Annotated in this window: 29 protein-coding genes and 1 pseudogene; 20 read left to right on the top strand and 10 right to left on the bottom strand. The window is 67.4% G+C overall.

All coding sequences use genetic code 11. The annotated features are described in order from the left end of the window. Window positions 1-29: 29 nt before the first annotated feature. The gene (tyrS, locus tag V5734_RS13910) at window positions 30-1280 is read right to left on the bottom strand and encodes a tyrosine--tRNA ligase (protein WP_347313638.1); all 1251 of its coding nucleotides are present in this window, start codon (window positions 1278-1280) and stop codon (window positions 30-32) included. 64 nt (window positions 1281-1344) lie between these two features. Here tyrS and V5734_RS13905 point away from each other — a divergent pair, with 64 nt between their 5' ends. Beyond that, window positions 1345-2454, top strand: a complete 1110-nt coding sequence (locus tag V5734_RS13905; protein WP_347310240.1) for an anhydro-N-acetylmuramic acid kinase — start codon at window positions 1345-1347, stop codon at window positions 2452-2454. Between the two features lie 4 nt (window positions 2455-2458). Here V5734_RS13905 and rarD read toward each other — a convergent pair whose 3' ends face one another. The 3 genes from rarD to V5734_RS13890 form a co-directional block, all read right to left on the bottom strand. Continuing rightward, window positions 2459-3373, bottom strand: coding sequence for an EamA family transporter RarD (rarD, locus tag V5734_RS13900; RefSeq protein ID WP_347310239.1), 915 nt, complete (start codon window positions 3371-3373; stop codon window positions 2459-2461). 82 nt (window positions 3374-3455) lie between these two features. Then, window positions 3456-4343 (bottom strand): fatty acid desaturase, encoded by an 888-nt coding sequence (locus V5734_RS13895; protein ID WP_347310238.1) that lies wholly within the window; start codon window positions 4341-4343, stop codon window positions 3456-3458. 48 nt (window positions 4344-4391) lie between these two features. Beyond that, window positions 4392-4817 carry a cupin domain-containing protein gene (locus V5734_RS13890; RefSeq protein WP_347310237.1) on the bottom strand — a complete coding sequence of 142 codons (426 nt, stop codon included), beginning with the start codon at window positions 4815-4817 and terminating at the stop codon, window positions 4392-4394. 112 nt (window positions 4818-4929) lie between these two features. Here V5734_RS13890 and V5734_RS13885 point away from each other — a divergent pair, with 112 nt between their 5' ends. Together V5734_RS13885 and V5734_RS13880 are read left to right on the top strand one after the other, a co-directional pair. Further along, entirely contained in the window at window positions 4930-5346 is a 417-nt protein-coding gene (locus V5734_RS13885) for a globin domain-containing protein (RefSeq protein WP_347310236.1), read from the top strand. Between the two features lie 63 nt (window positions 5347-5409). Next, window positions 5410-6180 carry an SDR family NAD(P)-dependent oxidoreductase gene (locus V5734_RS13880; protein WP_347310235.1) on the top strand — a complete coding sequence of 257 codons (771 nt, stop codon included), beginning with the start codon at window positions 5410-5412 and terminating at the stop codon, window positions 6178-6180. Between the two features lie 72 nt (window positions 6181-6252). Here V5734_RS13880 and eno read toward each other — a convergent pair whose 3' ends face one another. From eno to V5734_RS13865, 3 genes are all read right to left on the bottom strand, one after another. Beyond that, window positions 6253-7530: a phosphopyruvate hydratase gene (gene eno / locus V5734_RS13875; RefSeq protein WP_347310234.1), complete on the bottom strand. Its 1278-nt coding sequence runs from the start codon at window positions 7528-7530 to the stop codon at window positions 6253-6255. 72 nt (window positions 7531-7602) lie between these two features. Next, window positions 7603-8475, bottom strand: coding sequence for a DMT family transporter (locus V5734_RS13870; protein WP_347310233.1), 873 nt, complete (start codon window positions 8473-8475; stop codon window positions 7603-7605). Between the two features lie 4 nt (window positions 8476-8479). Continuing rightward, window positions 8480-8896, bottom strand: a complete 417-nt coding sequence (locus V5734_RS13865; protein WP_347310232.1) for a Fur family transcriptional regulator — start codon at window positions 8894-8896, stop codon at window positions 8480-8482. Between the two features lie 259 nt (window positions 8897-9155). Between V5734_RS13865 and V5734_RS13860 the strand changes: the two genes are divergently transcribed. The 7 genes from V5734_RS13860 (at window position 9156) to V5734_RS13830 (ending at window position 16160) form a co-directional block, all read left to right on the top strand. After that, entirely contained in the window at window positions 9156-10688 is a 1533-nt protein-coding gene (locus V5734_RS13860) for a trimethylamine methyltransferase family protein (RefSeq protein WP_347310231.1), read from the top strand. 224 nt (window positions 10689-10912) lie between these two features. Beyond that, on the top strand, window positions 10913-11377 hold the full coding sequence (rplU, locus tag V5734_RS13855; protein WP_347310230.1) for a 50S ribosomal protein L21: 465 nt from the start codon (window positions 10913-10915) through the stop codon (window positions 11375-11377). Window positions 11378-11383: 6 nt separating this feature from the next. Next, window positions 11384-11653, top strand: a complete 270-nt coding sequence (gene rpmA / locus V5734_RS13850) for a 50S ribosomal protein L27 (RefSeq protein WP_347310229.1) — start codon at window positions 11384-11386, stop codon at window positions 11651-11653. Between the two features lie 297 nt (window positions 11654-11950). Continuing rightward, entirely contained in the window at window positions 11951-12490 is a 540-nt protein-coding gene (locus V5734_RS13845) for a GNAT family N-acetyltransferase (RefSeq protein ID WP_347310228.1), read from the top strand. Between the two features lie 193 nt (window positions 12491-12683). Beyond that, window positions 12684-13712: a GTPase ObgE gene (gene obgE / locus V5734_RS13840; RefSeq protein ID WP_347310227.1), complete on the top strand. Its 1029-nt coding sequence runs from the start codon at window positions 12684-12686 to the stop codon at window positions 13710-13712. Then, a complete protein-coding gene (proB, locus tag V5734_RS13835; protein ID WP_347310226.1) occupies window positions 13700-14815 on the top strand; it encodes a glutamate 5-kinase in 1116 nt (371 codons plus the stop codon). The genes obgE and proB overlap by 13 nt, the downstream gene beginning before the upstream one ends. A gap of 79 nt (window positions 14816-14894) precedes the next feature. Further along, on the top strand, window positions 14895-16160 hold the full coding sequence (locus V5734_RS13830; protein ID WP_347310225.1) for a glutamate-5-semialdehyde dehydrogenase: 1266 nt from the start codon (window positions 14895-14897) through the stop codon (window positions 16158-16160). 32 nt (window positions 16161-16192) lie between these two features. Here the strand turns inward: V5734_RS13830 and V5734_RS13825 are convergent, their stop codons facing one another. Further along, a complete protein-coding gene (locus V5734_RS13825; RefSeq protein ID WP_347310224.1) occupies window positions 16193-16792 on the bottom strand; it encodes a histidine phosphotransferase family protein in 600 nt (199 codons plus the stop codon). A 28-nt stretch (window positions 16793-16820) separates the two neighbouring features. Here V5734_RS13825 and V5734_RS13820 point away from each other — a divergent pair. The 3 genes and pseudogenes from V5734_RS13820 to V5734_RS13810 all read left to right on the top strand — a co-directional run bounded on the left by V5734_RS13820 (window position 16821) and on the right by V5734_RS13810 (window position 18761). Beyond that, window positions 16821-17001: pseudogene (locus V5734_RS13820) on the top strand (DUF3553 domain-containing protein). Between the two features lie 138 nt (window positions 17002-17139). Further along, window positions 17140-17925, top strand: a complete 786-nt coding sequence (locus tag V5734_RS13815) for a GNAT family N-acetyltransferase (RefSeq protein ID WP_347310223.1) — start codon at window positions 17140-17142, stop codon at window positions 17923-17925. Then, window positions 17922-18761, top strand: coding sequence for a lysophospholipid acyltransferase family protein (locus tag V5734_RS13810; protein ID WP_347310222.1), 840 nt, complete (start codon window positions 17922-17924; stop codon window positions 18759-18761). The genes V5734_RS13815 and V5734_RS13810 overlap by 4 nt, the downstream gene beginning before the upstream one ends. Before the next feature lie 10 nt (window positions 18762-18771). Here the strand turns inward: V5734_RS13810 and V5734_RS13805 are convergent, their stop codons facing one another. Beyond that, entirely contained in the window at window positions 18772-19392 is a 621-nt protein-coding gene (locus V5734_RS13805) for a thiamine phosphate synthase (protein WP_347310221.1), read from the bottom strand. A 277-nt stretch (window positions 19393-19669) separates the two neighbouring features. Here V5734_RS13805 and V5734_RS13800 point away from each other — a divergent pair, with 277 nt between their 5' ends. The 4 genes from V5734_RS13800 to V5734_RS13785 all read left to right on the top strand — a co-directional run bounded on the left by V5734_RS13800 (window position 19670) and on the right by V5734_RS13785 (window position 24333). Next, a complete protein-coding gene (locus V5734_RS13800; protein WP_347310220.1) occupies window positions 19670-20407 on the top strand; it encodes an RNA methyltransferase in 738 nt (245 codons plus the stop codon). A 107-nt stretch (window positions 20408-20514) separates the two neighbouring features. Next, window positions 20515-21669, top strand: coding sequence for a heme A synthase (gene ctaA, locus V5734_RS13795; RefSeq protein ID WP_347310219.1), 1155 nt, complete (start codon window positions 20515-20517; stop codon window positions 21667-21669). After that, entirely contained in the window at window positions 21666-23150 is a 1485-nt protein-coding gene (locus V5734_RS13790) for a carboxypeptidase M32 (RefSeq protein ID WP_347310218.1), read from the top strand. Before ctaA ends, V5734_RS13790 begins: the two co-directional genes overlap by 4 nt. Window positions 23151-23154: 4 nt before the next feature. After that, complete coding sequence (locus tag V5734_RS13785) at window positions 23155-24333, top strand: MFS transporter (protein ID WP_347310217.1); 1179 nt, start codon at window positions 23155-23157, stop codon at window positions 24331-24333. A 60-nt stretch (window positions 24334-24393) separates the two neighbouring features. Here the strand turns inward: V5734_RS13785 and V5734_RS13780 are convergent, their stop codons facing one another. Next, window positions 24394-25182: an enoyl-CoA hydratase gene (locus V5734_RS13780; protein WP_347310216.1), complete on the bottom strand. Its 789-nt coding sequence runs from the start codon at window positions 25180-25182 to the stop codon at window positions 24394-24396. Between the two features lie 55 nt (window positions 25183-25237). Here V5734_RS13780 and V5734_RS13775 point away from each other — a divergent pair, with 55 nt between their 5' ends. The 3 genes from V5734_RS13775 (at window position 25238) to rpsI (ending at window position 26865) form a co-directional block, all read left to right on the top strand. Continuing rightward, window positions 25238-25660, top strand: coding sequence for a PaaI family thioesterase (locus tag V5734_RS13775; RefSeq protein WP_347310215.1), 423 nt, complete (start codon window positions 25238-25240; stop codon window positions 25658-25660). A 231-nt stretch (window positions 25661-25891) separates the two neighbouring features. After that, window positions 25892-26356, top strand: a complete 465-nt coding sequence (rplM, locus tag V5734_RS13770) for a 50S ribosomal protein L13 (RefSeq protein ID WP_347310214.1) — start codon at window positions 25892-25894, stop codon at window positions 26354-26356. Between the two features lie 2 nt (window positions 26357-26358). Then, window positions 26359-26865: a 30S ribosomal protein S9 gene (gene rpsI / locus V5734_RS13765; RefSeq protein WP_347310213.1), complete on the top strand. Its 507-nt coding sequence runs from the start codon at window positions 26359-26361 to the stop codon at window positions 26863-26865. Window positions 26866-26985 lie beyond the last annotated feature (120 nt).

Below are 26985 nucleotides of genomic sequence, written 5' to 3'. Positions count from 1 at the left end.
CCCGGGCTGCCCCGGCGCGCGCGAAACGCTCAGCCCAGAACCACCAGCGCGTGGCGCTTCTTGCCCGCCGTCAGCTTCACCGGATCGGCCAGATCGCCGGCGCCGAACATCTGCCCGGCATCGAGCGCAGGCTCGTCGTTCACCCGCGCGCCGCCCTCGGCGATCAGCCGCTTGGCGTCCTTGCCGGACTTGGCGAGGCCGGAGCGGACGAAAAGCTGGGCAAGGCTCACCCCGTCGGCCGCCTCGGCTGCCGAGACATACAGCGTCGGCAGGTCGTCGCCCACACCGCCCTTCGCGAAGACCTCGAAGGCCGTCGCTTCCGCGGCCGCGGCCGCTTCGGCCCCGTGGGCAAGCTTCGTCACCTCATTCGCCAGCACGATCTTGGCGTCGTTGATCTCTGCCCCTTCCAGCGCGCCGAGCCGGTCGCATTCCTCGACCGGCAGTTCGGTGTAGAGCTTCAGGAAGCGGCCCACATCGGCATCGGTCGTGTTGCGCCAGAACTGCCAGAACTCGTAGGGCGACAGCATATCGGCGTTCAGCCAGATCGCGCCCGAGGCCGACTTGCCCATCTTCCTGCCGTCGCTCGTCGTCAGCAGGGGCGAGGTCAGCCCGAAGATCTCCTGATCCAATACCCGCCGGGTCAGGTCGATCCCGTTGACGATGTTGCCCCATTGATCCGAGCCACCCATCTGCAACAGGCAACCATAGCGGCGGTGCAGTTCGAGGAAATCGTAGGCCTGCAGGATCATGTAGTTGAATTCGAGGAAGCTCAGGCTCTGTTCCCGGTCGAGCCGCGATTTCACGCTCTCGAAGCTGAGCATCCGGTTGACGCTGAAATGCCGGCCGATGTCGCGCAGGAAATCGAGGTAGTTGAGGTTGTCGAGCCATTCGGCATTGTTCAGCATGACCGCGTCGGCCGGACCGTCGCCATAGGTCAGGTAGCGGGCGAAGACCTGCTTCATGCCGGCGATGTTGTCGTCGATCTGGGCCGGCGTCAGCAGGGGGCGTTCGTCGGCCCGGAACGAGGGGTCGCCGACCTTGGTCGTGCCGCCGCCCATCAGTGTGATCGGCTTGTGGCCGGTCTTTTGCAGCCAGCGCAGCATCATGATGTTCAGAAGATGCCCGACATGCAGCGACTTCGCCGTGGCGTCATAGCCGATATAGGTCGGCACGACGCCCTTGACCAATGCCTCGTCCAGCCCTTGGTAATCGGTGCAGTCGGCGAGGAAGCCGCGCTCCATCATCACGCGCATGAAGTCGGATTTCGGGTGGTAGGTCATTGCCGGATCGTCCATTCTGAGCTTGAAGGTCCGTATATCCGTGCGGACGGGCAAGGGGAAGTCCATGTTGAAACCGGGCGCGGTCTGGGCCTTGGGGGCCATGTCGGGCACGTCGCTCGACGGGGTGGACGCCGCCCTGGTGAAGACCGATGGCGACCGGATCGAGGCATTCGGCCGTCACGCCTACCGGCCCTATTCCAGCGCCGAGAGGGCGACGATCCGCGCCGCCCTCGGGCGCTGGCCGGGCGGCGACGGGGTGGAGGCCGCCGCCGAGGTGGTGGAAACCGCCCATGCCGCCGTTATGTCGGGTCTTGCCGGCGAGGCCGAGATCGCGGGCTTCCACGGCCAGACGCTCGCCCATGATCCGGCCGGGCGGGGCACCCATCAGGCCGGCGACGGATCGGTCCTCGCCGAGGTTCTGGGCCTGCCGGTCGTCTGGGATTTCCGCTCCGCCGATGTGCGGATGGGCGGGCAGGGGGCGCCTTTGGCGCCCTTCTTCCATTTCGCCTGCGCCCGCTGGATCGGCGCCTGCGAACCCGTGGCCTTCCTCAACCTCGGCGGGGTCGGCAACCTCACCTGGCTCGACCCGCGAGAGCCCGCGCCGGACGTGCCCGGCGCCTGCCTCGCCTTCGACACCGGCCCCGCGAACGCGCCCGTTGACGACCTGATGCAGGCGCGGCGGGGCGTGTCGCGGGACGAAGGCGGGGCGCTGGCGGCAGAAGGCGAGGCGGATGAGGGCATCGTCGCGCATTTCCTGAGCCATCCGTATTTCTTCAGGATGCCGCCCAAATCGCTCGACCGGAACGAGTTTCACGGGCTTCTCGACGCCGTTTCCGGTTTGCCGGATGCCGACGCGGCCGCGACCCTGACGGCGGCGGCGGCGGCGGCCGTCGCGCGCGGGGCGGAGCATTTTCCGGCGCCCGTCGCCCGGCTTCTCGTGACCGGCGGCGGGCGGCACAACCCGACGCTCATGCGGATGATCGCCGGCCTTCTCGACTGCCCGGTCGAACCTGTCGAGGCCGTCGGCCTCGACGGCGACATGCTGGAAGCGCAGGCTTTCGCCCATCTCGCGGTGCGGGTGGCGCGCGGCCTGCCGACCTCCTGCCCCGGCACGACCGGCGTCGCGGCGGCGGTGGGGGGCGGCCAGATCAGCCGGCCGGGCCACCTTCGCTGAACGGCTACCGCCCCGCCACGCGGGCCTGACGCACCATCGACCAGGTATAGAGGACGAGCGCCGCCCAGATCAGCGGAAAGGCGACGGCGCGTGCCGACCCGAACTCCTCGCCGAAGACGAAGACCGCCGTCAGGAAGATCATCGTCGGCGCGATGTATTGCATGAGAGCGATGGTCGACAGCTTCAGCCGCTTGGCGCCGTTGGCATAGAGAATGAGCGGCACCGCCGTCACGGCCCCGCAGCCGAAAAGCATCCAGCTGTCGAAGCTGACCCCTTCAAGGAAATGGCCCGTCCCCGCGCGGGCCAGATGGACCATGTAGTAAAGCGCCGCGGGGGACAGCAGCAGGACCTCGAGCATGAAGCCCTGATTGGGGCCGATGGGCAGCGACTTCTTGAACAAGGCATAGAAGCCCCAGGTCAGCGTGAGCCCGAGGGCCACGACCGGCAACCGCCCGGCCTCCAGCGTCAGGATCGTCACCGCCAGCCCGGACAGCGCGATGGCGACCCATTGCGCCGCCGCCAGCCGTTCCCGCAGGAGAACCGCGCCGAGGAAGATCGAGAAGAGCGGATTGATGTAGTATCCGAGCGCGGCGTCGAGCGTATGGCCGGAGCCGATGGCCCAGACATAGATTCCCCAATTGGTCGAGACGAGCGCCGCCGTCACCGCCGCCATGCCGAGCATGCGCGGCGTCGTGATCGCGTGCCGCAGGTCCGCCGTCCGTCCGGTCAGGATCAGGAGCGCCCCGGCGATCGGAACCGACCACAGGATCCGGTGGGCGATGACCTCGACAGGCGGAACATGCGCCAGCGCCTTCATGTAAAGCGGCAAAAACCCCCAGAGGAGATAGGCGGCGAGCGCGAAGCCGAAGCCGGAAAGGCTGTCTTCGTTCCGGGGAATGGGGGTGGTGGTATCGGCCATGAAGGAGTGCGCCCAAGGGTCGGGCCTGCCTAACCCATCGCTGCGGGCCGCACCATGCGAAGATTGTATCCCTTACATTCGCTCAGCGCCGCCGCGCGAGGTAGTCGCGGGTAAAGGCCGCGTAGCCGTCCGCGGTGACTTTCAACTCGTCCCGGATCAGCCGGTGCAGCTCCGGCAGGCGGTGGAAGGGAACGGTGGGAAAGACGTGATGCTCGACATGGTAGGGCATGTTCCAGGCAAGGAAGCGCACGGCCCTCGTGGTGAAGGTGGTTCGGGTATTCTCGAACATGTTCGCGACGCGCGGACAGTCGCCATGTTCGGCCAGGAGATAGAGCCTGAGCGCAGGCTGACCCAGAAGGATCGGCACGAGCCAGACCCAAAGAAGGACCGGCGACCAGAACATCGAGAGCGCCGCCGCGCCATAGAGGGCCAGCATGATCCGCGCCTCGCGTTCCATCCGGGGCAGGGCCCGCTCCGGCAGGTAGGGCGCGCGCTCCCGCCCCAGCGCGAGGCGGACAAGAAGACGCCCATTGCCCCACCAGACCGGCACGCCTGAGACGTGGATCATCCAGTCGCGGCGGGTTTCAGGCTTGGGGCTGTCAAGCTCGGGATCCTTGCCCGGCAGGTTGGTGAAGCGGTGATGGGCAAGGTGGAACGACCGGAACCACTCGAAGGGCAAGACAATCAGAAATCCGCAAAGCCGCCCGACCCAGTTGCTGAGCGCATGCGACCGGAACGGGGTGCGGTGCGTGCATTCATGCTCCAGCGTGAAGAGGAAGATGATCAGCACGCCCTGCGCCGGCAGAAGGAGCGGCCAGAACGGCACCCGCGCCGCGATCAGTGCGCCGGTGATCAGGATCATCCCGCCATGACCCGTCAGATGGATCAATCCCGCCCCGTCGCGCGTCTCGGTCAGCGCCGCCTTGTCGGCGGCGGGCAGGGCGGAGAGGAAGGTCTTGTGATCGGTCATGGGCGGATGATCCCGCTGCTCGGGCCGGGCCGCAAGCCATCAAATGCGTTATCCGGCGGATGGGATCGTGAACCCGTCCGGGGCGAGGTCGAACCCCTCGAACCGGAAGCCGGGCGACACGGTGCAACCGACGAGGGTCCAGTCTCCGGCCGTTCGGGCCGCCTGCCAATGATGGGGCGGCACGAGGATTTGCGGCCGTTCGCCGGACGGGAGATCCGGGCCCAGCCGGTGGTCGCGCGCGGGCCCTTTTTCTGTTTCCGAAATGGAAAGAACTAGGGGCGCACCGGCGTAATGGTGCCAGATCTCGGCGGCATCGACCCGGTGCCAATGGCTGCGCTCCCCGGCCTTCAAGAGGAAATAGATCGCCGTCCCCGCCGGCCTTCCGGGACCGTCCGCAACCCATGTCTGGCGGTACCAGCCGCCCTCGGGATGGGGCGCGAGGTGCAAGAGTTCGATGATGTCTTCGGCAGTCATCCGGCCATCCTTCCGTTTCGCCGACATGATGCCGGCAAATTGAGATGGATCAAGGCAGCGTGTCCGGGGGCGGCGCAGCCTTTCCCGGACTCAAGGGCGAAAGGACGGAAGCATGACGGTAACGGCACGTCAGGCGGAGCTGATCCGCCAGAGTTTCCACACCCTCCGGCAAAGGCTCGAACCCGCCTCGATGTCGTTCTACGAGGCGCTGTTCCGGCGCGCGCCGGAGCTTCGGTCTATGTTTCGCGACGACCTCGCCGGGCAGGGGATGAAGTTCATAACCACGCTCGACTCGATCATCGGCAATCTCGAAAGCCCGGAGGCGCTGGGCGACCGTTTCGCCGACCTGGGGCGCGGCCACGCGCTGCTCGGCGTGAAGGCGGCGCATTTCGCCCCGATGGGCGAGGCGCTTCTGGAGACGCTGCGGGACGAGCTGGGGGAGGGGTTCACGCCCGAATTGGAATCCGCCTGGCGGACCGCCTATGACGCGCTTGCGGCCCGGATCATCCGCCGTGGCGAGATCCGCTGACGCGGCTGGCCAACCCCCGCAAGCGCCGGTAGCGTGACGCCGATGTGTGGAAAGGGGTGACAGATGGCAGGCGTTTCGGGGCGCGTCGCGCTGGTGACCGGCGCGGGGAGCGCCGATGGAATCGGCTTCGCGACGGCGCGGGTGCTCAAGGCGGCCGGCGCGAAGGTGGCGATCACGGCGACGACCGGCCGGATCTTCGACCGGCTTCGTGCGCTCGGGCCGGACGGCGCGTTCGCGACGACCGCCGATCTCACCCGCGAGGATGACGTCGCACGGCTGGTGGCGGAGACCGAGGCGGCGCTCGGCCCCATCGATATTCTCGTCAACAATGCCGGCATGGTGCAGTCGGGGATCGACATGCCGGGAAAGCGCTTCGCGAGCCTGACGGACGAGGACTGGAGCTACGGGATCGACATCAACCTCACCTCCACCTTCCGCCTGACGCGGGCGGTCCTGCCCGGCATGTGCGCGCGCCGGTTCGGGCGGATCGTGCAGATGTCATCCGTCACCGGCCCGGTCGTCGGAATCGCGACGAGCAGCGTCTACGCCTCGGCCAAGGCAGGGCTGATGGGCATGACACGGGCCCTGGCGCTCGATGTCGGGCGCGAGGGGGTGACGGTCAATTGCGTCGGGCCGGGCTGGATCGAGACGGGATCGTCCGGCGCCGACGAGATCGTCGCCGGACACCACACGCCCGTCGGCCGGCCGGGGCGGCCGGAGGAGGTGGCGCATGCGGTCCTCTTCCTTGCGGCGGAGGAGGCGAGCTATGTCACCGGGCAGCTGATCGTGGTGGATGGCGGCAATACCGTGCAGGAATACAAGGTCGCGCTGTAAGCTCTTGCCCTGAAATAAAAACCCGCCGGAGGCGGGGTTGCCTCCGGCGGGAGTATTTGGGCCAAGAAGAAATCAGCCGCGCAGGATCGAGCGGCCGGCATATTCCGCCGTCTCGCCGAGCATCTCCTCGATGCGGATCAGCTGGTTGTATTTCGCCAGCCGGTCCGACCGGGCGAGCGAGCCGGTCTTGATCTGCCCGCAATTGGTCGCGACGGCGAGATCGGCGATGGTCGCGTCCTCGGTTTCGCCCGAGCGGTGGCTCATCACCGAGGTGTAGCGCGCGCGGTCGGCCATGCGGACGGCGTCGAGCGTCTCGGTCAGCGTGCCGATCTGGTTGACCTTGACGAGGAGCGAGTTGGCGCAGCCCTTCGCGATGCCGTCGGCAAGGCGGGCGGGGTTGGTGACGAAAAGGTCGTCGCCGACCAATTGGCACCTGGCGCCGAGAACATCGGTCAGGTGCTTCCAGCCGTCCCAGTCATCCTCGGCGCAGCCATCTTCGATCGAAATGATCGGGTAGTCCTTCACGAGCGCCGCGAGGTAGTCGACATTCTCTTCCGGAGAGAGGGTTTTGCCTTCCCCGGAAAGCACATACTTGCCGTTCTTGAAGTATTCGGTCGAGGCGCAGTCGAGCGCGAGGCAGATGTCCTCGCCGGGTTTGTAGCCGGCCTTCTCGATCGATTTCAGGATGAAGTCGAGCGCGTCGCGGGTCGAGGACAGGTTGGGCGCGAAGCCGCCCTCGTCGCCGACGCCGGTCGCGAGCCCGGCCGCCGAAAGCTCCTTCTTCAGCGTGTGGAAGACCTCTGAGCCCATCTGCACGGCGCCGCGGATATCCGGCGCGGCGACCGGCATGATCATGAATTCCTGGATGTCGATCGGATTGTCGGCATGTTCGCCGCCGTTGATGATGTTCATCATCGGCACCGGCAGGATCCGGGCATTGGTGCCGCCGACATAGCGGTAGAGGGGCTGCGTGGTGAAATCGGCCGCGGCCTTGGCGACGGCGAGCGAGACGCCGAGGATCGCATTGGCGCCGAGCCGGCCCTTGTTCGGGGTGCCGTCGAGCTCGATCATCAGCCGGTCGATCTCGACCTGCTCGGTCGCGTCCTCGCCGATGATCGTCTCGGCGATCTCGCCGTTGACGGCGGCGACCGCCTCCAGCACGCCCTTGCCCATGTAGCGCGCCTTGTCGCCGTCGCGTTTCTCGACCGCCTCATGCGCGCCGGTGGACGCGCCCGAGGGCACCGCGGCGCGGCCCATCGTGCCGTCTTCGAGGATCACATCCACCTCGACCGTGGGATTGCCCCGGCTGTCGAGAATCTCGCGGGCATGGATGTCGATGATCGTGCTCATGGGGCAGGTCCTTTCGGCGGAAACCACGGTTGGTCGGTCTTTACGCGGTCCCCGGCCCAAGGGAAAGTCCCCTCAGGCGGGCTGCGCGACAAGGGCGCGGCGTTCGCGCAGATAGGTGTAGAAGGCGGCGGCGACGATCAGCGCGGCGCCGGCGAGCGTCATCGCATCGGGGTGTTCGGCAAAGACGGCGACGCCGATGACCAGCGAGAAGACCAGACGCGAATAGCGGAACGGCATGAGGGCCGAGGCATCCGCCGACCGCATCGCCGCGACGATGGCGTAATAGCCGGTCGTGCCGCACAGGACCGCGGCGCCGAGCCGGGCCCAGACGCCGGCATCGGGCGCGACGGGCGAGGGACCGATGGCCAGAAGCACGGCGCCCGCGATCACGAGGGCGAAGAAGCCGTGGAACGACACCGCGACCGAGGGGACATGCGCGGGAATGCGCCGTGTGACGAGGTCGCGGAGCGCGATGGCCACGACCGTGACAAGGACGATCGCGGCCTCCGGACGGAAGCCCTCGAAACCGGGGCGCAGGATCATCAGGACACCGATGAAGCCTGCGGCGATGGCGCTCCAGCGCCGCCAGCCGACCGCTTCGCCGAAGATCAGCGCGGCGCCCGCCGTGACCGCAAGCGGTGTCGCCTGAAAGACCGCCGCGACGGTCGAGAGCGGTATCAGCGAGAGCGCGGTGATGAAGGACACCGCGCCCACGGCCTCTCCGGCGGTGCGCAGGGCCACCTGCGGCACGAAGAGCGCGCGGGCGATGCCCGGCCAGGCCCTCGGTCCGGCGACGGCCGCGAAGACCAGAACCCCGCCAAGGCCAAGCGACAGCATCACCTGTCCGACGGGCAGCGATCCCGTCAGCGCCTTGATGAACGCATCCTCGACCGAGAAGGCGGCCATGGAAAAGACGATGAGGAAGATGCCGCGAAGATTGTGCACTGGGTCAGTCCTTGCGCTTCAGGGGAACGCCGAAGAGTTCCAGGCGGTGTCCCTTCAGGCGGTAGCCGAGGCGCTTGGCGATCCGGTCCTGCAAGGCCTCGATTTCCGCGTCGACGAATTCGATGACGGCGCCGGTCGTGAGGTCGATGAGGTGGTCGTGATGCGCCCGCTCGGCATCCTCGTAGCGGGCGCGTCCGTCGCCGAATTCCAGCTTGTCGAGGATACCCGCCTCGTCGAAAAGCTTGAGCGTCCGGTACACCGTGGCGAGCGAGATCTTCGGGTCGATGGCGCAGGCACGGGTATAGAGGACCTCGGCATCGGGGTGGTCTTCGCTCTCCTCGAGCACCTGCGCGATCACCCGGCGCTGCTCGGTCATCCGAAGCCCCTTGGTCTCGCAGCGTTCGATGATGGTCTGACGCATTCCCGGCCACCTTTCCGCCGCGCGGTTTACGGGAAATCCCGAAGGGGGTGAAGCGCAAAACGCCCGCGACGTCGGGCGCGGGCGGTGCCGGGCAGGCGGGCGGGGCCCGCAAGAGCGTCATCCGCAGGTCGGAAAGGAACGCGACACCGCCGCGCCCGGTCCCGGATCATCGCGCCCGCAGGGCCGGGGACCGGCGGGGCGGAGGGGCCGCCTCGTCCGCAAGCTCCGGTTCGTGCCACGCAGGACCGGGAGGCACGACATGGACGAACCGCATCACCGCCGCGGCCGCGCGGCCCGACGGACCGCCGCTCCGGCGCGTGTCGTGGATTATCGGCATCTGCGCTACCCGTTCGCGCCGCAGAAGGTCATCAGCGACGACGCGGTTTCGGCGATCCACGACATGGCGCTGAAGGTGCTCGAGGAGCTTGGGATCAAGGTTCTTCTGCCCGAGGCTCGGGCGATCTATGCCACCGGCGGCGCGCTTGTGGACGAGACGACCGAGATGGTCCGCATCGGCCGCGACATGGTGGCGGCCGCGCTTCTCTCAGCCCCGAGATCCATCCGGATGCGCGCGGCCGATCCGGGGCGGGAACTCGACTACGAGGATGGCGCCCTGATCTTCTCGCCGGGCGGCGGCTGCCCGAACGTCACCGATGCCCTGCGCGGCCGGCGCCCCGGCAGCTTCGCCGCCTACGAGGAGACGCTGAAACTCCATCAGAGCTTCGACGTCATCCACAAGCTCGGCCCCTCGGCCGAACCGCAGGACGTGCCGACGCATTTGCGCCACTACGCGATGATGCGCGCCCAGTTGACGCTCGGCGACAAGCCGATGTTCGTCTACGCGCGCGGCCGCGGCCAGGTCGCCGAAAGCTTCGAAATGATCTGGATGGCGCTCGACCTCTCGGACGCCGACTTCACGGACGGCGCTTGGTGCGGGACGGTCATCAACACCAATTCGCCGCGCCAGATCGACAGGCCGATGGCCGAAGGCATCATCGACTTCGCCCGAGCCGGGCAGATGCTGATCATCACGCCCTTCTGTCTTGCCGGCGCGATGGCCCCTGTGACGGTGGAAGGGGCGCTCGTCCTGCAACATGCCGAATGTCTTGCCGGGATCACGCTCGCCCAGCTTGCGAAACCTGGCGCGCCGGTCAGCTATGGCGGCTTTTCGTCGAACGTCGACATGAAGTCCGGCGCGCCCGCCTTCGGCACGCCGACCCATATCCGGATGGCGATCGGCACCGGGCAACTCGCTCGCCATGTCGGCCTGCCGTGGCGCTCGGCGGCGGGCTCGGCCTCCAACACCGCCGACATGCAGGCGGCGGGCGAGAATCACATGGGTCTCTGGGCCAATCTGATGGCCAACGCGACGCTGACCGTGCATTCCGCCGGCTGGCTCGAAGGCGGGCTCAGCTTCGGCTACGAGAAGTTCATCAACGATATAGAGGCGCTCCAGACGATTGCCGAGTTGTGCCAGCCCCTGACCTCGCCCGAGGCCGATCTGGCCTGGGACGCGCTTGCCGATGTGCAGCCCGGCGGCCACTTCTTCGCGACCCCGCATACGATGGAGCGGTTTGACCGCGCCTTCTACGCGCCGCTTGTCGCCGACCTCTCGAACCACGGCACCTGGGAAGCGGCGGGGGCGAAGACCGCGACGGAACGGGCGACGGCGATCTGGCAGCGGATCCTTTCGGACTACCGGCCGCCGGAAGGGTCCGGGGAGCGGGGCGAGCGCATCGCCCGGTATATCGCGGACCGCACGGCGGCGGGCGGCAAGGCCCCGCTCGACTGAGCGCGCGGGCGGGGTGCAGCCGCGAAGAATCGCCGCCTGCCGTGGCTTGACTTCCCGCGCCACTTGCCCGATAAGCCCGCATCCCGGCGGGTCTCTCGGCCCGGCCGGGAGTCTATATTCGGTAACGTCGTCCCGAAACGGGGCGCGCTGCCCGAGGCGGGGAAACCCCGAAACGCCGGATGGATCCGGGGCCACAGGGCGCGGCAGAGATGAAGGAAAGACCCATGTTCGCGGTCCTCAAGACCGGTGGCAAGCAATACAAGGTTCAGGCGGGCGACGTGCTCCGCATCGAACTGATCGCGGCCGCCGCTGGTGACAAAGTCCAGTTCAACGAGATTCTGATGATCGGTGGCGACACGCCCGTGCTCGGCGCGCCGATGGTCAAGGGTGCCGCCGTGCAGGCCGAGGTCATCGACGACATCAAGGCCGACAAGGTCATCACCTATCACAAGCGCCGCCGGAAGCACTCCTCGCAGCGCACCCGCGGCCACCGGCAGAAACTGACGCTGGTTCGTGTCACCGACATCCTCGCCTCGGGCGCGGACAAGTCGGGCGTGAAGGAAGCGATCGGCACCCACGCCGCCCGCGTCGCCGCGCACAACAACGCGCCGGCCGAGGCGAAGGCAGAAAAGAAGGCCGCGCCTGCCAAGAAGGCGCCGGCCAAAAAAGCCGCCGCGACGAAGGAGTAACACCCCATGGCACACAAAAAAGCAGGCGGTTCGTCCCGCAACGGTCGCGACTCGGTCGGCCGTCGTCTCGGCGTGAAACTCTTCGGTGGCCAGTCGGCGCAGCCGGGTGCGATCATCGTGCGTCAGCGCGGCACCACGTGGTGGCCGGGCGAAGGGGTCGGCATGGGTCGTGACCACACGATCTTCGCGACCGTCGACGGACTCGTGACCTTCAAGAAGGGTCTCAAGGGCCGTACGTTCATTTCGGTCCTCCCTGCGGCGGAGGCAGCAGAGTAAGCCGAACCTTTACAATCGGATTGTAAACGGGGGATCGGCCGGAAGGTCGGTCCCCTTCTTCATTGGTGGCGGGAGTATGCCAGACATGTCACGCGAACAGGCGATTGTCAGCGCGACCGTCGCAAGCGTGAACCCGGCCCGGTTGAACCGGCCACTCTCACGCCCCATTTCGGGTGTATCGGGCAAGGCGGCGCCAACGGGTCCGGGAGGGGCCTGGCGCCGGGTTGCGAGTTTCAAAGAGGTCCGGGCCGGTAGGGCGGCCGTGGATCTCACGATCCGTTTCGGAGGAGGGACGGTATGATTCAGGAACCTATCGTCGTTCAGCCCGAACTCGCGGCTGAGCGGTTCGGGCTGCGCCCGCTCAGGCGCTCGGACGCCGGTCTCATCGCGATGTATGCCGCCGACCGCCGGCTCGCCGAAGGGACCCGCACGATCCCCCATCCGCTGCCCCCCGGCGCGGTCGAGGCCTATATCGCCCGCAGCCTCGCCGAGAAGCGGAGCGAGGATGTCTGGGTCATGGACGGTTCCGAACGCGGCCATGCGGAGGTTCTGGGCATCGTCAGCCTGACCCGGATGGAGCGGGACCAGAGCGAGATCAAGTACTGGGTCGCGCCCGCCTTCTGGAACACCGGCTACGCGTCGGAGGCGGTGTCCGCCATCGTCGCGGCCAACCCGCATCGCTCGCGCACGCTGTTTGCCGAGGTCTTTCAGGACAATCCCGGCTCCGCACGGGTGCTGACCAATACCGGCTTCGACTATCTCGGCGACGCCGAGGCCTTTTCGGTCGCACGGGGCGCCACGGTGCCCACCTGGACCTACCTGCGCAAGATGGGATGAGGCGCCGCATCCGGACCTGGCGGCAGGTCCGGACGGCGCGATGCTCCGGCTTTCGGGTGCGCGGTCTGTAGTTACGGAAAACCTACGCGAGACCTACGCCGCAACGACGCGAAACATACGCCGGTTTCGCGCCGCCCTTGCGAAATAGCCCGCCTGCCGCTATCGCCTGTCACATCCTTACGAAAGCGCCGCCATGAAGTTCCTCGACCTCGCCAAAGTCTATATCCGCTCCGGCGGGGGCGGTGCCGGCTGCGTGTCGTTCCGGCGCGAGAAATTCATCGAGTTCGGCGGGCCGGACGGGGGCGACGGCGGCAATGGCGGCTCGGTCTGGGCCGAGGCGGTGGAGGGGCTGAACACGCTCATCGACTTCCGCTACCAGCAGCATTTCTTCGCCAAGAGCGGCCAGCCCGGCATGGGCAGCCAGCGGACCGGCAAGACCGGCGAGGATATCGTCCTGAAGGTGCCGGTCGGGACCGAGATCCTCGACGAGGACGAGGAAACCCTGATCGCCGACCTGACCAGGGTCGGCCAGCGCGTCCTCCTCGCACAGGGCGGCAATGGCGGCTGGGGCAACCTGCGGTTCAAATCCGCGACCAACCGCGCGCCGAGCCGCGCCAATCCCGGCCAGGAGGGGGTGGAGCGCACGATCTGGCTGCGCCTCAAGCTCATCGCCGATGCCGGGCTTCTGGGCCTGCCGAATGCCGGCAAGTCGACCTTCCTTGCCGCCGTCTCGAACGCCAAGCCGAAGATCGCCGACTACCCGTTCACGACGCTCGTCCCCAATCTCGGCGTCGTCGGTGTCGATGGCCGGGAATTCGTCATGGCCGATATTCCGGGCCTGATCGAGGGCGCCTCGGAAGGGCGTGGACTGGGCGACATGTTCCTCGGCCATGTCGAGCGCTGCTCGGTTCTCCTTCATCTCGTCGACGGAACATCGTCAACGATCGCAAAGGATTACAAGACGATCCTGAGAGAGCTGGAGGCCTACTCCGACGCCCTTGCGGACAAGCCCCGGATCACGGCGCTGAACAAGATCGACGCGCTTGACGCGAAGACCCTCGCATCGCGCAGGCGCAGCCTCGAAAAGGCCTCGGGCGGGCCGGTCTACGTCATGTCCGGCGTCTCCGGGCAGGGTATCCCGGAGGTCCTGCGCGCCCTCTGGTCGATCATTGCCGAGGCGCGGGCCGAGACAGCCCCTGAGGACGACGAATGGCGCCCCTGACCCCTTCGGTCGCCGCCGCCCGGCGGCTCGTCGTCAAGATCGGTTCGGCCCTCCTCGTCGACCGGGGCGGCGGGTTGCATCGCGGCTGGCTGACCGCCTTGGCCGAGGATGTCGCCGAGGCGAAGGCGCGGGGCACCGATGTGATCCTCGTCTCGTCCGGCTCCATCGCGCTCGGGCGCGGCATTCTAGGGCTGCCCGCCGGTGCGTTGACCCTCGATCAAAGCCAGGCCGCCGCGTCTGTCGGCCAGATCCGGCTGGCGCGCGCCTATGAGGAGGTTCTGGCCCCGCATGGACTGACGGCCGGGCAGGTGCTGGTGACCCTGGAGGACACCGAGGACCGCCGCCGCTACCTCAACAGCCGCGCGACGATGGAGACGCTTCTGGGGCTCGGCGTCGTGCCGATTGTCAACGAGAACGATACGGTCGCGACCGACGAGATCCGGTTTGGCGACAATGACCGGCTTGCGGCACAGATCGCCGTCACGATCGGCGCGGATCAGCTTGTGCTCCTGAGCGATGTGGACGGGCTTTATTCCGACAATCCGAAGGTGAACAAGGACGCGCATCGCCTTGATGTCGTTGAAAAGATCACGCCAGAGATCGAGGCAATGGCCGGCGATCCGGTCTCCGGCCTCTCGAAGGGCGGGATGAAGACCAAGCTGATGGCGGCGAAGACCGCCGTGGCGGGGGGATGTGCGATGGCGATCACCGAGGGGTCGGTATTGCGGCCGCTCGACGCGCTCGCCAGGGGCGCCGCCTGCACCTGGTTCCTGGCCGAGGACACGCCTCAGCTTGCCCGCAAGCGCTGGATCGCGACGATGAAGCCGCGCGGTGAACTGCGCCTCGATGCCGGGGCGGTCGCGGCGCTCGGGCAGGGCAAGTCGCTTCTCGCGGCCGGGGTGACGGCGGTTGCCGGCGCGTTCGGGCGCGGCGATCCGGTCGCCATTCTCGGCCCCGGGGGCGAGGCGCTGGCCAAGGGCCTCGTGCGCTATTCGGCCAGTGAAGCCCGGTCGATCGCGGGGCGCCGCTCGGGTGACATGGAGGCCATTCTCGGCTATGCCGGGCGCGGGCCGATGGTGCACCGGGACGACATGGCCCGGTGATGACCGGGGCACGCCTTGGAATGCGCAGATTGCGCATGCCTCCGGCGGGGATATTTGCGGCAAGATGAAGGGGCGCGCGATGAAGGATCTGGGCGACATTCCCGCGCTGATGGCGGAAATCGGCGCGACGGCGAAAGCCGCGGCGGCGGAGTTGTGCTTTGCCCCGGCCGACCGCAAAGAGGCCGCGCTGGTCGCGGCCGCGGAGGCCGTCTGGGCGCGCCGGCAGGAGATCGTCGAGGCCAATGCGAAGGATCTCGCTTACGGGGCCGAAAAGGGGCTGTCGCCGGCGATGATGGACCGGCTGATGCTCGACGAGGCGCGGATTCGCGGGATTGTCGGCGGGCTCCGCTCCGTTGCCGCGCAGGCCGATCCGGTGGGGGCGGTCATGGCGGAATGGGATATGCCCTCGGGCCTTCATATCCAGCGGGTGCGGACGCCGCTTGGTGTCATCGGCGTCATCTATGAAAGCCGGCCGAACGTGACCGCCGATGCCGGGGCGCTGTGCCTGAAGTCCGGCAATGCCGTGATCCTGCGCGGCGGGTCGGAGAGTTTCCATTCCTCGCGCGCGATCCATGCCTGTCTCGTGGCCGGGCTGAAAGAGGCGGGCCTGCCGGAGGCAGCGATCCAGCTGGTGCCCACCCGCGACCGGGCGGCGGTGTCGGAAATGCTGCGGATGGTCGCGCATATCGACGTGATCGTGCCGAGGGGCGGCAAGGGCCTTGTCGGCCTTGTCCAGAAAGAGGCGCGGGTGCCGGTCTTTGCCCATCTCGAAGGCATCTGCCACGTCTATGCCGACGGCGATGCCGATCTTGAGAAGGCGCGCGCGGTGATCCTGAACGCGAAGACACGGCGCACCGGCATATGCGGGGCTGCCGAGTGCCTGCTGATCGACCGGCGGTTCCACGCTAAACATGGGGCGGTGCTGATCGCCGACCTGCTCAAGGCGGGCGTCGAGGTCAGGACCGAAGGCGAACTGCTGGAAGTGCCGGGCACGGTGCCGGCGGCGCCGGAGGATTTCGGCCGCGAGTTCCTCGACATGATCATCGCCGCGAAGCTCGTCGACGGGGTGGACGGGGCGATCGCCCATATCCGGCGCCATGGCTCCCAGCATACCGAGGCGATCCTGACCGAGAACGACGAGACCGCCGCCCGGTTCTTCGAGCGGCTCGACAGCGCGATCCTGATGCGCAATGCCTCCACCCAGTTCGCCGACGGCGGCGAATTCGGCATGGGGGCGGAGATCGGCATCGCCACGGGCAAGCTTCACGCGCGCGGGCCGGTCGGAGCCGAACAGCTCACCAGCTTCAAGTATCTCGTCACCGGGGACGGCACCGTCCGCGCCTGAGCGCGGACCGGGGCAACACGAACCCGAAGCGCTCAGTATCGCATCGCGATCCGGGGTTCGGACATTTGCAGCGTGAGCCTGCGTCCCTGTCGCGCAAGCTCCGCCGGGAAGAGCAGGAACTGGACATGGGCGGCCGCCACCTCGGCCCCGGACGCGGGCGCGGTGAGCCGCGACCAGAGATTTTCGTCGACCTTCATCTTAGCGGCCTCCGCGCCGATCCGCCAGGCATCGCCATCGGCCGCGATCGTCACCCGGCCGCCATAGGGAAGTGCGGTTTCAAGGCATTGCAACGCGAGGAAGGCGAGTTTCACCTCGATCCGCGCGGCATTGCCCGGCGCCTGCCAGTCGATCGACAGCCGCCCGCCGCGCGTCATGTCGTCGAGGATGGAGCGGATTTCGGACCGTACGACGCTTTGGCCGGGGCTGGCCGCGCCGTAGGCGATGCGGAAAAAGCGGATGCGGGCGTTGGCATTGGTTACGCTTTCCGAAATCAGGGCAAGTTCGGGTCCCGGAACAGTACCCGACATCATCAACAACTCCACCCCATTGCCGATCGCGCTCAACGGGCTGATAAGGTCATGGCAGATGCGCGAGCCGAGAAGCGCGATCACGTCAGGTTGGTCGGATGACATTATCTATCCTTGGTGCTGGAGGCGGCGCGTGAACGAGATCCTCGAACCGGGCATGCTGGTGCGCCATCCGGGCGAGACGGACTGGGGGCTTGGACAGGTCCAGTACGCGGATCGGAACGCGGATCACCGTGAATTTCGAACATGCGGGCAAGGTCGTCATAGACGGGTCACGGGTGGAACTGATCCTGATCATTGATCCTGATGAATAACTTTAACGCGATATAATGAAGTTAAAAGCAACGTAAGGTAGTGTCAACGCGGCGGAGCTCGAGTCAACCGGTTGCAAATGGCCGGACCGCCGCATAAAACCGCGGACATTCGATGGGACGCGGATCAAAGCGCCGGACATGACCCCCGACAGCAGCCAGTTTCAGGTCCGTCTCGCGGCTTCCGAAGCCGATTTCCTGGCAGCCCAGCGTCTGCGCTACCGGGTCTTTGTCGAGGAGCTTGGCGGCGACGGCCCGCTGGTCGACCATGCCCGCCGCTTCGAGCGCGACGACTTCGATCCCGTGAACGATCACCTTGTCCTCATCGACACGACGCGCGACGCAGCCGCCTGCGATCATGTTGTCGGCGTCTACCGGCTCTTGCGCAGCGAACAGGCGGAGCGGTTCGGGCGCTTCTATTGCGACGGCGAATACGACCTCGGGCCGCTTCGCGCCTCGGGCCGGCGGCTTCTGGAGCTTGGCCGCTCCTGCGTCGATGCGGAGTACCGGGGCGGCACCGCGATGTTCCTTTTGTGGAACGCGCTGGCCGACTACGTGCTCGATAACGGGATCGAGGTTCTCTTCGGCGTCGCGAGTTTTCACGGCACCGATATCGAGGCGCTGAAAGTGCCGCTGTCGTGGCTCCACCATCACCATCTCGCGCCGGAGGCGTTGCGGGTCCGCGCGCTCCCGTCGCATTTCCAGCGCATGGACCTGATCCCGGCGGATGCGCTCGACCGGCGCGAAGCGATGGTGGCCATGCCGGCGCTGATCAAGGCCTATCTGCGGCTCGGCGGGTTCGTCGGCGAGGGCGCCTTCATCGACCGGGAGTTCAACACGACCGATGTCTGCCTGCTGATGGACACCGCGGCCATGAGCGCGCGCCACCGGGGATTCTATACCCGCAAGCACGAGGCGCGGGCGTGACCACCTGGCGCGCCGAGGATTCCGGCGACAAGGTGCGGATCGGGCCGGCGGGGTGGATCTTGGCGCTGACGCGCGGGGCGGCCCTCGGGACCGTGACCTATGGCGGCCTTCTGGTGCTTCTCGCGGTGCGGCTGGTGGAGCGCCCGTTGGCCGGGCTCGACAGGCCGGTCTCCCCGCACGTCACCCGCGCGGTCTGCCGCCTCGCCTTTCCGATCATGGGGATGCGCTACAGGGTCACGGGCCGGCCGATGCGCCAGCCCGGGGCCGTCGTCGCGAACCATGCCTCCTGGCTCGACATCTTCTCGCTCAATGCCTGCCAGTCGGTCTATTTCGTCTCGAAATCCGAAGTCGCGGGCTGGCCGCTGATCGGCTGGCTTGCGCGGGCGACCGGAACCGCCTTCATCGCCCGCGACCCTAAGGCCGCGAAAGAGCAGCAGGCGCTTTTCGAAGCGCGGATCCGGGCCGGGCACAAGCTCCTCTTCTTCCCCGAGGGCACCTCGACCGACGGGCTGAGGGTTCTGCCGTTCAAGTCGACGCTGTTTGCCGCGTTCTACAGCCACGGTCTCGATCACGAGATGCAGATCCAGCCGGTCAGCGTGATCTACCGCGCGCCGGAGGGGCGCAGTGAGCGTTTCTACGGCTGGTGGGGCGACATGAGCTTCGGCGCCCACCTCATCAAGACGCTCGCGCAGTGGCGGCAGGGCAGTGTCGAGATCACCTTCCACGCGCCGGTCAGCGTCGATGCGTTCGCGTCGCGCAAGGACCTCGCGCGCTACTGCGAAGACGCGGTGCGCGGCACCGTGCGCCAGACCTTGGGGGAAGGCTACCAGGGCTGAGCGGCAGTGCTCAGCCGAGGGGCGCCAGAAGGGCCTTCAGAGCGGCCAGCGGGTCTTCGCCCGACCAGATCTCGGTGCCGATGCCCAGGAAATCGCTGACGGGCGCAAGGTCGGTGATCAAGGTCGGCGTCAGCCCGCCTTCGGCGACGACCGGAACCTCGATCATCTCCGACCACCAGGCGAAGAGGTCGCGATCCGCCTTCGTTCCGGTCCCGAGGGGCAGGTCGCCGACCGGGCCGAATGCCACGTAATCCGCCCCCGATTCCCCCGCATTCATGCCTTCATGTCGCGAGTCGCCGCAGAACGCGCCGACGATCGCATCGGCGCCGAGCACCTTGCGCGCGGCGCGGACATTGCGGGCGCCGTCGGTCAGATGCACGCCGTCGAGCCCGTGGCGCTCGGCGATCTGCACATGGGTCTCGACCACCAGCGCCACATCGCGCTCATGCGCGACGAGCCTGAGCGCGTCGGCCGCACGCCCGATCTTGTCGGCGTCCGATCCCGCCATCGCCAGCCGGATGCAGGCGATCTCGGTCCCGTCGAGGAGGCGGGCAAGCTGGTCGGGAAACGTCTCCAGCCCGAAGTCCGGCGGCGTGATGAGGTAGATCTGCGGTCGGTCGGTGCTGGCCATGTCAGGCTCCGGAATATCTCTGCGCAAGCGGCCTTAGCGCAGATTTTCCGGCTTGGCTACGGGCAGGCTCATTTCGGCGGCAGCGCGCGGACGACGGCAAGCGCCATCGCCATGAGCCGCCCGCGCCGCGCATCGTCGGACGCGGCGGTGTCCGGCAGGCAGCGCGGCGAGATCGTCGCGCAGGCACTGCGCCGGTCTTGCGTCCCAGGGCATGCGGCCGCCTTGCGATATGGGTGTGGGCATCGTATCAGGCCCCGCACTTTCAGGAAACGCACGGATGTCCGACCTTCAGCCCGCCATCGTCCTCGTCCGCCCGCAGATGGGCGAGAATATCGGCGCGGCCGCGCGCGCGATGCTGAACTTCGGGCTGAGCCACATGCGGCTCGTCGATCCGCGCGACGGCTGGCCGAACCCGCGCGCCGTCGCGATGGCCTCGGGGGCGGCGGGGCGGGTGCTCGACCATGCCGGCGTCTTTCCGACGCTGCCGGAGGCGATCGTCGACTGCGCCTATGTCTTCGCCACGACGGCGCGCGCGCGCGACCTGACGAAGCCGGTGATGACGCCGGAACGGGCGATGGAGCATGCGCGGGCCCTGTCGGCCTCGGGCCAGAAGGTCGCGGTTCTTTTCGGTCCGGAACGCGCGGGGCTGGAGAACGACGACGTGTCGCGTGCGAACGCGATCATCTCGGTGCCGGTGAACCCCGACTTCGCCTCGCTCAACCTTGCTCAGGCGGTTCTACTCTGCGCCTACGAGTGGCGGCGGCAGGGAGACACGACACCGGCCGAGGTCCTGGAGCTTGCCGGGACGGAGCTTGCGACCGCAATCGAGATCGGGAAGCTCGGTGATCACTACGAGGAGCGGCTGGAAGAGGCCGGGTACTTCTTCCCGGCCACGCGGGAAGAGAGCATGAAGCTCAGCCTTCGCAACCTCTGGAGCCGGATGCCGCTGACCCGCGCCGATGTGCAGACGCTCCACGGCGTCCTCAGGCAGATCCTGCGCAAGCGGGACGGATAGGGCGGGCCGGGTCGCGCGGGCCGGGGCAAAACGCCTCTCCGGCGCGCCCACTCTTGAAGCTCCCCGGCCCCGGGCCTAGTGTCCGCGGCGCGAAGCGGGAGGGGCGGATGGCTGAGAAACGCAGCATCTTCGAAGAGGTCGGGGCCGGGACGAAGCCCGCCGAGGCGCCGAAGGGCGGCATGATCGACCGGGGTCGGGGCGGCGCGCGCGGCGCGATCCGGATCTGGCTTGCGGTGCTTTTCGCCCTCGTCGTGGCGATGATCGCGGTGGGGGGGCTGACCCGGCTCACCGACAGTGGCCTCTCGATCACCGAATGGCGGCCCGTCACCGGCGCCCTGCCGCCGATGAACGAGGCCGACTGGCAGTCGGAATTCGCGAAATACCAGGCGAGCCCGGAATTCCAGCTTCAGAACCACCGGATGGACCTCGACGCTTTCAAGTCGATCTACTGGTGGGAGTGGGGGCACCGGCAGCTCGGCCGGGTCATCGGCCTCGTCTGGGCGGCCGGTTTCGTCTTCTTCTGGGCGACGAAGCGGATTCCGACCGGATGGACGGGGCGCCTTCTCGGCCTCGGCGCGCTCGGCGGGCTGCAAGGCGCGATCGGCTGGTGGATGGTCTCCTCCGGACTCACGGGCCGTATGGTCGATGTCGCCTCCTACCGGCTGGCGGTCCATCTCGGCCTCGCCTTCGCGATCCTCGGGCTGATCGCCTGGGACATGCTCTCGCTGTCGCGGACGGAATCCGCGCTGTTGCAGGCCCGGCGCTCGCGCGAGGCAAAGCTCTTCTCGCTCTCCACCGGCCTCATGCATTTCGCCTTCCTGCAGATCCTGCTCGGCGCGCTGGTGGCCGGGATCGACGCCGGCCGTGCCTTTCCGACCTGGCCGCTGATGGGGGAAAGCTTCTTTCCGGCGGACGCGTTCTACCTGCCCGAGGGCGGGCCGGCCGTGCTCGCCTTCTTCGAGAATCCGGGCCTCGTGCAATTCGTCCACCGGATGTCGGGCTACCTTCTCTTCGCCTTCGCGGTGGTTGTCTGGCGCAAGGGGCGGCGCTCCGCCCATCCGGTGACGAAAACCGCCTTCGACTGGATGGCCGCCATGATGTTCGGCCAGGTCGTCCTCGGCATCGTCACGGTTCTGCACGCCGCGCCGCTGGCGCTTGGCCTCGCCCACCAGCTGGGCGCGCTCGTGGTCTGGGTGCTGATCCTGCGCGCCCGCCACCGCGCGCAATATCCCGTTGTCCAATCGATCCGGAGCCGCTCATGACCGCATTCACCGACCTCATGGCCTTCCAGCGCGACACCGAGGCGCTGAGCCAGATCGCCGGCCGGCTCGGCTGGGACCAGGAAACCGTGATGCCCGACGGCGCGGCCGAGCAGCGCGGCGAGGAAATGGCGGCGATCGAGGGCGTGCTGCATTCCCGCCGCACCGATCCGCGCGTCGGCGACTGGCTGGAGAAGGCCGAGGCGCCGGACGCGGCGGGTGCGCGGTCGCTCGCCCTCATCCGCCGGGCCTATGGCCGGAATGCGGCGGTGCCCGCGCGTCTGGCGTCCGAGATCGCGCGGGTGACGAGCGTCGCGCAGGGCATCTGGGCGGAGGCGCGGGCGAAGAACGACGTGGCGCATTTCCTGCCGACGCTGGATAAGGTCGTGGAACTGATGCGCGAAAAGGGCCAGGCGCTGGCCGCCGCCGGGTTCGGCGGCGGCAACGCCTACGACGCGCTGGTCGACGATTACGAGCCCGAGGCGACGGCAGAGGGACTCGCCGCGATGTTCGACCGGATGCGCCCGCGCCTTGTCGCCCTGCGCGAGGCGGTGCTTGGCGCGGCGAACCCACCCGCGCCGCTTCGGGGCCATTTCGCAGAGGCGCGCCAGCTCGGCCTCGCCCGCGATCTCGCGACGGCGTTCGGTTACGACTGGAACCGGGGCCGTCTCGACCTTGCCGTGCATCCTTTCTCCTCCGGCTCCGGCAACGACGCGCGGATCACCACGCGGGTGGTCGAGAGCGATCCGTTCAACTGCTTCTATTCGACGATCCACGAGGTCGGCCACGCGACCTACGAACTCGGCATCGACCAGTCCCATCTCTTCACGCCGCTCGGACAGGGCGTCTCGATGGGCGTGCATGAAAGCCAGAGCCGGATCTACGAGAACCAGCTTGGCCGCAGCCGCGCCTTCACCGGCTGGCTGCACGGGCAGATGCATGCGGTCTTCGGCGATCACGGCATCGCCTCGCCGGACGAGTTCTACCGCACGGTCAACCGGGTCGGCTCCGGCTTCATCCGCACCGAGGCGGACGAGGTCCATTACAACCTGCACATCATGATGCGCTTCGACCTCGAGCGCGCGCTCTTTGGCGACAGGCTCGAGGTTGCCGACCTTGAAGAGGCGTGGAATGTTCGATTTGTGAAGGATTTCGGTGTTTCTGTCGACAAACCGGCGCATGGAATGTTGCAGGATGTTCATTGGTCGGTCGGCCTTTTCGGCTACTTCCCGACCTATTCCCTTGGCAATGTCTATGCGGGCTGCCTGCACCAAGCGCTCAGGGCGGACATCCCCGACCTCGACGATGCGCTGGCGAAGGGCGATGGGCGCCCGGCGACGGAGTGGCTGCGCGCGAAGGTGCAGCGTTTCGGCGGGCTCTACAAACCTGCCGAGGTGATCGAGCGCGCCTGCGGTTTCGCGCCGTCCGAGGCGCCGCTTCTCGACTACCTCGAAGGGAAGTTCCGGGCGATCTACGGGCTCTGACCGGATGTCGCGCGACGAAAGCCTTGGCGTCTGGTTTCTCGCGATCGGCCAGACTGCGGGCTTCGCCGCGCTCATCTACATCTTCGGCGCCATCATCCTCTCGCTGGAGGACGGCAGCGGCTGGACGCGGGCCGAGCTTGCGCTCGGGCCGACCTGTGCACTTCTGACCCAGGCGGTTCTGGCGCCGTTCTCCGGGCGCCTCGTCGACAAGGGCTATGGCGGGTCGCTCCTTGGCGGGGCGGCGGTGCTTGGCGGGCTCTGCCTTGTCCTTCTGTCGCAAGTGACCGCGCTCTGGCTCTGGTATGTCCTCTGGATCGTTATCGGCGTCGCGCAGGCGGCGAGCCTTTACGAGACCTGCTTTTCCTTCCTGACCCGACGGCTTGGCCCGGAGGCGCGCAAGGGCATCATCCGGGTGACGCTGGTGGCGGGCTTCGCCTCCACCTTCGCCTTTCCGCTCGGCGCCTGGACGGGCGCGACCTTCGGCTGGCGCGGCGCGATCCTCGTCTTCGCGGCGGTGGAACTTCTGGTGACGTTGCCGGCCAACATCTTCGGCGTGCGCTACATGCGGCGGGGCGAGCGGCGCGGCGGTCCCGTGGTGGCGACGCCGAAGGGGGCGGTCCGCGCGGTGCTCCGCAAGCCGGAGTTCTGGGCGCTTGCAGGGTTCTTCGGGCTTTTGATGGGCAACCACATGATGCTGACGACCTTCGCCCTGCTGATCCTGACCGAGCGGGGGGCGGCGGCGGCCGTAGCGGTCCTTGTTGCCTCGACCGTCGGGCCCATGCAGGTGGCGGGGCGCGTTCTCTTGATGCTGGGCGGCGCGCGGATTCACGCAGGCGCCGCCGCCCGCGCCATCGCCATCGGCATGAGCCTGGCGAGCTTCACCCTCTTGATCGCCACCGGTCAGGTCGCGCTGTTTCTGGTCTATGCGGTCTGCCAGGGCGCTTCCATTGGCGTGCAGTCGATCCTGAGGCCGCTTCTGACCGCCGAGGCGCTCGGTCAGGAGAATTTCGGCGCCATGAGCGGAGCCCTGGCGATGGCGCCATTGACGGCGTCGGCCGCCGCGCCGTTCCTCGGCGCGCTTCTGATCGGGGCGGGGGGCGTCACGCTTCTTCTGTCGGTGACACTGGTCTTCGCGCTCGGGGCGCTCGGTATGGCGCTTTGGCTTCGGACGCGCGGGATCTGATACCCAGGGGGGGGCGCTGCCCCCCGGGCCTCCGAAGTATTTCCGAGAAGAAGAAGGCGATCAGGCCCAGTCGGGCTGCCGCTTTTCGAGGAAGGCCGAAATACCTTCGTCCGTATCGCGCCAGAGCATGTTCTCGACCATGACCTGGGCCGCATAGTCGTAGGCCTCGGCCCGCGTCATCTCGACCTGGTCGTAGAAGGCGCGCTTGCCGATCTTGACGGCGTCGGTGAGTTTCTTGGCCACGATCCCGGCCAAAGCTCGGGTTTCGGTGGCGAGGCTTTCGGCCGGCACCGACTTGTTGATGAGACCGACCTCGCAGCCGCGGGCCGCATCGATGAACTGGCCGGTCGTCAGCATCTCGAACGCGATCTTGCGGGGCACGTTGCGCGACAGCGCGACCATCGGGGTCGAGCAGAAGAGTCCGATATTGACCCCGTTGACACCGAAGCGCGTGCCCTCGGCCGCGACCGCCATGTCGCAGGAGGCGACGAGCTGGCATCCGGCAGCCGTCGCGATGCCGTGCACCTCTGCGATCACCGGCTGGGGCAGGGCGGGGATCATCTGCATGACCTCGGCGCAGCGCGCGAAGAGATCGAAGAAATAGGCCCGGCCCTTGTCCTCGGCTTCACGTCCGCGCTGCATCTCTTTCAGGTCGTGGCCGGCGCAGAAGGCCTTGCCCGCGCCTTTCAGGATCACGACGCGGATGCCCTTGTCTTCCGAAAGCCGGCCGAACTCCGCCTTCAGCGCGGCGAGCATCGCGTCCGACAAAGCGTTGAGACTGGCCGGCGCATTCAGTGTCAGCGTCGCGATAGCGTCCTCGTCGGTGCGCAAAAGCAGGTCGTTGCTCATCTTGTCATTCCCTCCGGTTCGGGGAAGTCTAGGCCGGCGACAGCGGAGAGTGAAGATGCGGGCGATAATGACACAGGCGGACTTGTCGGCCTTCATTGCGCGGGAATTCCCGCAGGTTTGCGACGACTTCGCGATCGAGCGCCTGACGGAGGACGGCATCGTGATGCGTCTCAAGGTGGCAGAGCGGCACCTTCGGCCGGGCGGCACCGTTTCGGGCCCGTCGATCTTCGCTTTGGCCGATGTCGCCGTCTATCTCGCGATTCTCGCGCGGATCGGCCCGGTCGCACTGGCGGTGACGACGAGTTCCGGCGTCGATTTCCTGCGCAAGCCCGCGGCCGGCGTGGACCTGATCGGGACCGCGCGGCTCCTGAAACTTGGGCGGGTTCTGGCGGTCGGAGACGTTCTCATCCGCTCGGACGGGCAGGAGGAGCCGGTCGCGCGGGCCAACATGACCTATTCGATTCCGCCCCGGCGCTAGAATCCACTGGCTGGGGCATGTACCCGATCGGGGCCGGCTGCAGGGTGTATCAGGTCGGATCGCAGAGGAAATTATGGGGTAAATTAATACCGTTATTGCAAGTCAATGAAAACAAACGATTTCTTGTGACGCAAAGCCCTTGACGGGGCGGGGCGAATACTGGAAAAGCCAGCATCCGAATTCGGGTGCCCTCGTGGTGCCCATTCCGCTCCCGAACTCGAAGGGCAACCGATGAAAACCTATACCGCGAAACCGGCGGAGATCGAGAAGAAGTGGATCCTGATCGACGCCGAGGGCGTCGTTCTGGGCCGCCTCGCCGTGATCGTCGCCAATCGCCTCCGTGGCAAGCACAAGGCGACCTTCACGCCGCACATGGACATGGGCGACAACGTGATCGTCATCAACGCCGACAAGGTGCAGATGACCGGCAACAAGCGCGCCGACAAGCGCTATTACTGGCACACCGGCCATCCGGGCGGGATCAAGTTCCGCACGGCCGAGCAGGTGCTCGACGGTGCCCACCCCGAGCGGGTGGTGATAAAAGCGGTGGAACGCATGATCACCCGCAACCGGCTCGGCAAGCAGCAGATGACCCATCTGCGCGTCTATGCCGGGGCCGAGCATCCGCATGAGGCGCAGTCGCCCGAAGTCCTCGACGTCAAGTCGATGAACCCGAAGAACACCCGGAGCGCATGAGCATGGCCGACGAAATCAAGTCTCTCGACGATCTGAAATCGGCCGTGTCGGGCACCCCCGCCGCTGTCGAAGCGATGGACGCCCCGCGCGAACCGAAGCGTGACGCGCTCGGCCGGTCCTATGCCACCGGCAAACGCAAGGACGCGGTCGCCCGCGTCTGGATCAAGCCGGGTTCGGGCAAGTTCCTGATCCGCAACAACAAGGGCGAGTACATCGATTATTCGAAGTACTTCGCGCGCCCGGTGCTGCAGATGATCCTGCGCCAGCCGTTCCAGGTCGCCAATGTCGAAGGCCAGTTCGACGTGATGGCCACGGTTGCCGGCGGCGGGCTTTCGGGCCAGGCCGGTGCGGTGAAGCACGGAATCAGCCGCGCGCTCCAGCTTTATGAGCCGAGCCTTCGCCCGGCGTTGAAAGCGGCCGGCTTCCTGACCCGCGACAGCCGCGTGGTCGAGCGGAAGAAATACGGCAAGGCGAAAGCCCGCCGGTCCTTCCAGTTCTCGAAGCGCTGATATCGCGTCCGGTTCCGGACTGACCGCAAGATCTTGGGCGCGCCTGCCGGGCGCGCCCTTTTCGTTTGAAACAAGGGGATTTTTGCCCTGTTGCCGCGCGGACTCGCTCACGCGGATGTG

This window comes from Defluviimonas sp. SAOS-178_SWC (genome assembly GCF_039830135.1).
GTDB lineage: Bacteria > Pseudomonadota > Alphaproteobacteria > Rhodobacterales > Rhodobacteraceae > Albidovulum.
The sequence above is the reverse complement of the archived record's forward strand: the minus strand, read 5'-3'. Positions and strand labels throughout refer to the sequence as shown.

Bases quoted from the DNA above. Each gene is read 5' to 3' on its own strand.
- rplM (WP_347310214.1), top strand. From the start codon at position 25,892: ATGAAAACCTATACCGCGAAACCGGCGGAGATCGAGAAGAAGTGGATC.
- V5734_RS13775 (WP_347310215.1), top strand. From the start codon at position 25,238: ATGCGGGCGATAATGACACAGGCGGACTTGTCGGCCTTCATTGCGCGG.
- eno (WP_347310234.1), bottom strand. From the start codon at position 7,530: ATGAGCACGATCATCGACATCCATGCCCGCGAGATTCTCGACAGCCGG.
- rpsI (WP_347310213.1), top strand. From the start codon at position 26,359: ATGGCCGACGAAATCAAGTCTCTCGACGATCTGAAATCGGCCGTGTCG.
- V5734_RS13785 (WP_347310217.1), top strand. From the start codon at position 23,155: ATGTCGCGCGACGAAAGCCTTGGCGTCTGGTTTCTCGCGATCGGCCAG.
- rpmA (WP_347310229.1), top strand. From the start codon at position 11,384: ATGGCACACAAAAAAGCAGGCGGTTCGTCCCGCAACGGTCGCGACTCG.
- V5734_RS13860 (WP_347310231.1), top strand. From the start codon at position 9,156: ATGGACGAACCGCATCACCGCCGCGGCCGCGCGGCCCGACGGACCGCC.
- V5734_RS13845 (WP_347310228.1), top strand. From the start codon at position 11,951: ATGATTCAGGAACCTATCGTCGTTCAGCCCGAACTCGCGGCTGAGCGG.
- V5734_RS13805 (WP_347310221.1), bottom strand. From the start codon at position 19,392: ATGGCCAGCACCGACCGACCGCAGATCTACCTCATCACGCCGCCGGAC.
- rarD (WP_347310239.1), bottom strand. From the start codon at position 3,373: ATGGCCGATACCACCACCCCCATTCCCCGGAACGAAGACAGCCTTTCC.
- V5734_RS13830 (WP_347310225.1), top strand. From the start codon at position 14,895: ATGAAGGATCTGGGCGACATTCCCGCGCTGATGGCGGAAATCGGCGCG.
- V5734_RS13815 (WP_347310223.1), top strand. From the start codon at position 17,140: ATGACCCCCGACAGCAGCCAGTTTCAGGTCCGTCTCGCGGCTTCCGAA.
- V5734_RS13905 (WP_347310240.1), top strand. From the start codon at position 1,345: ATGTTGAAACCGGGCGCGGTCTGGGCCTTGGGGGCCATGTCGGGCACG.
- tyrS (WP_347313638.1), bottom strand. From the start codon at position 1,280: ATGACCTACCACCCGAAATCCGACTTCATGCGCGTGATGATGGAGCGC.
- V5734_RS13790 (WP_347310218.1), top strand. From the start codon at position 21,666: ATGACCGCATTCACCGACCTCATGGCCTTCCAGCGCGACACCGAGGCG.
- V5734_RS13890 (WP_347310237.1), bottom strand. From the start codon at position 4,817: ATGACTGCCGAAGACATCATCGAACTCTTGCACCTCGCGCCCCATCCC.
- V5734_RS13895 (WP_347310238.1), bottom strand. From the start codon at position 4,343: ATGACCGATCACAAGACCTTCCTCTCCGCCCTGCCCGCCGCCGACAAG.
- obgE (WP_347310227.1), top strand. From the start codon at position 12,684: ATGAAGTTCCTCGACCTCGCCAAAGTCTATATCCGCTCCGGCGGGGGC.
- V5734_RS13825 (WP_347310224.1), bottom strand. From the start codon at position 16,792: ATGTCATCCGACCAACCTGACGTGATCGCGCTTCTCGGCTCGCGCATC.
- V5734_RS13885 (WP_347310236.1), top strand. From the start codon at position 4,930: ATGACGGTAACGGCACGTCAGGCGGAGCTGATCCGCCAGAGTTTCCAC.
- V5734_RS13780 (WP_347310216.1), bottom strand. From the start codon at position 25,182: ATGAGCAACGACCTGCTTTTGCGCACCGACGAGGACGCTATCGCGACG.
- proB (WP_347310226.1), top strand. From the start codon at position 13,700: ATGGCGCCCCTGACCCCTTCGGTCGCCGCCGCCCGGCGGCTCGTCGTC.
- V5734_RS13865 (WP_347310232.1), bottom strand. From the start codon at position 8,896: ATGCGTCAGACCATCATCGAACGCTGCGAGACCAAGGGGCTTCGGATG.
- V5734_RS13800 (WP_347310220.1), top strand. From the start codon at position 19,670: ATGTCCGACCTTCAGCCCGCCATCGTCCTCGTCCGCCCGCAGATGGGC.
- rplU (WP_347310230.1), top strand. From the start codon at position 10,913: ATGTTCGCGGTCCTCAAGACCGGTGGCAAGCAATACAAGGTTCAGGCG.
- V5734_RS13880 (WP_347310235.1), top strand. From the start codon at position 5,410: ATGGCAGGCGTTTCGGGGCGCGTCGCGCTGGTGACCGGCGCGGGGAGC.
- ctaA (WP_347310219.1), top strand. From the start codon at position 20,515: ATGGCTGAGAAACGCAGCATCTTCGAAGAGGTCGGGGCCGGGACGAAG.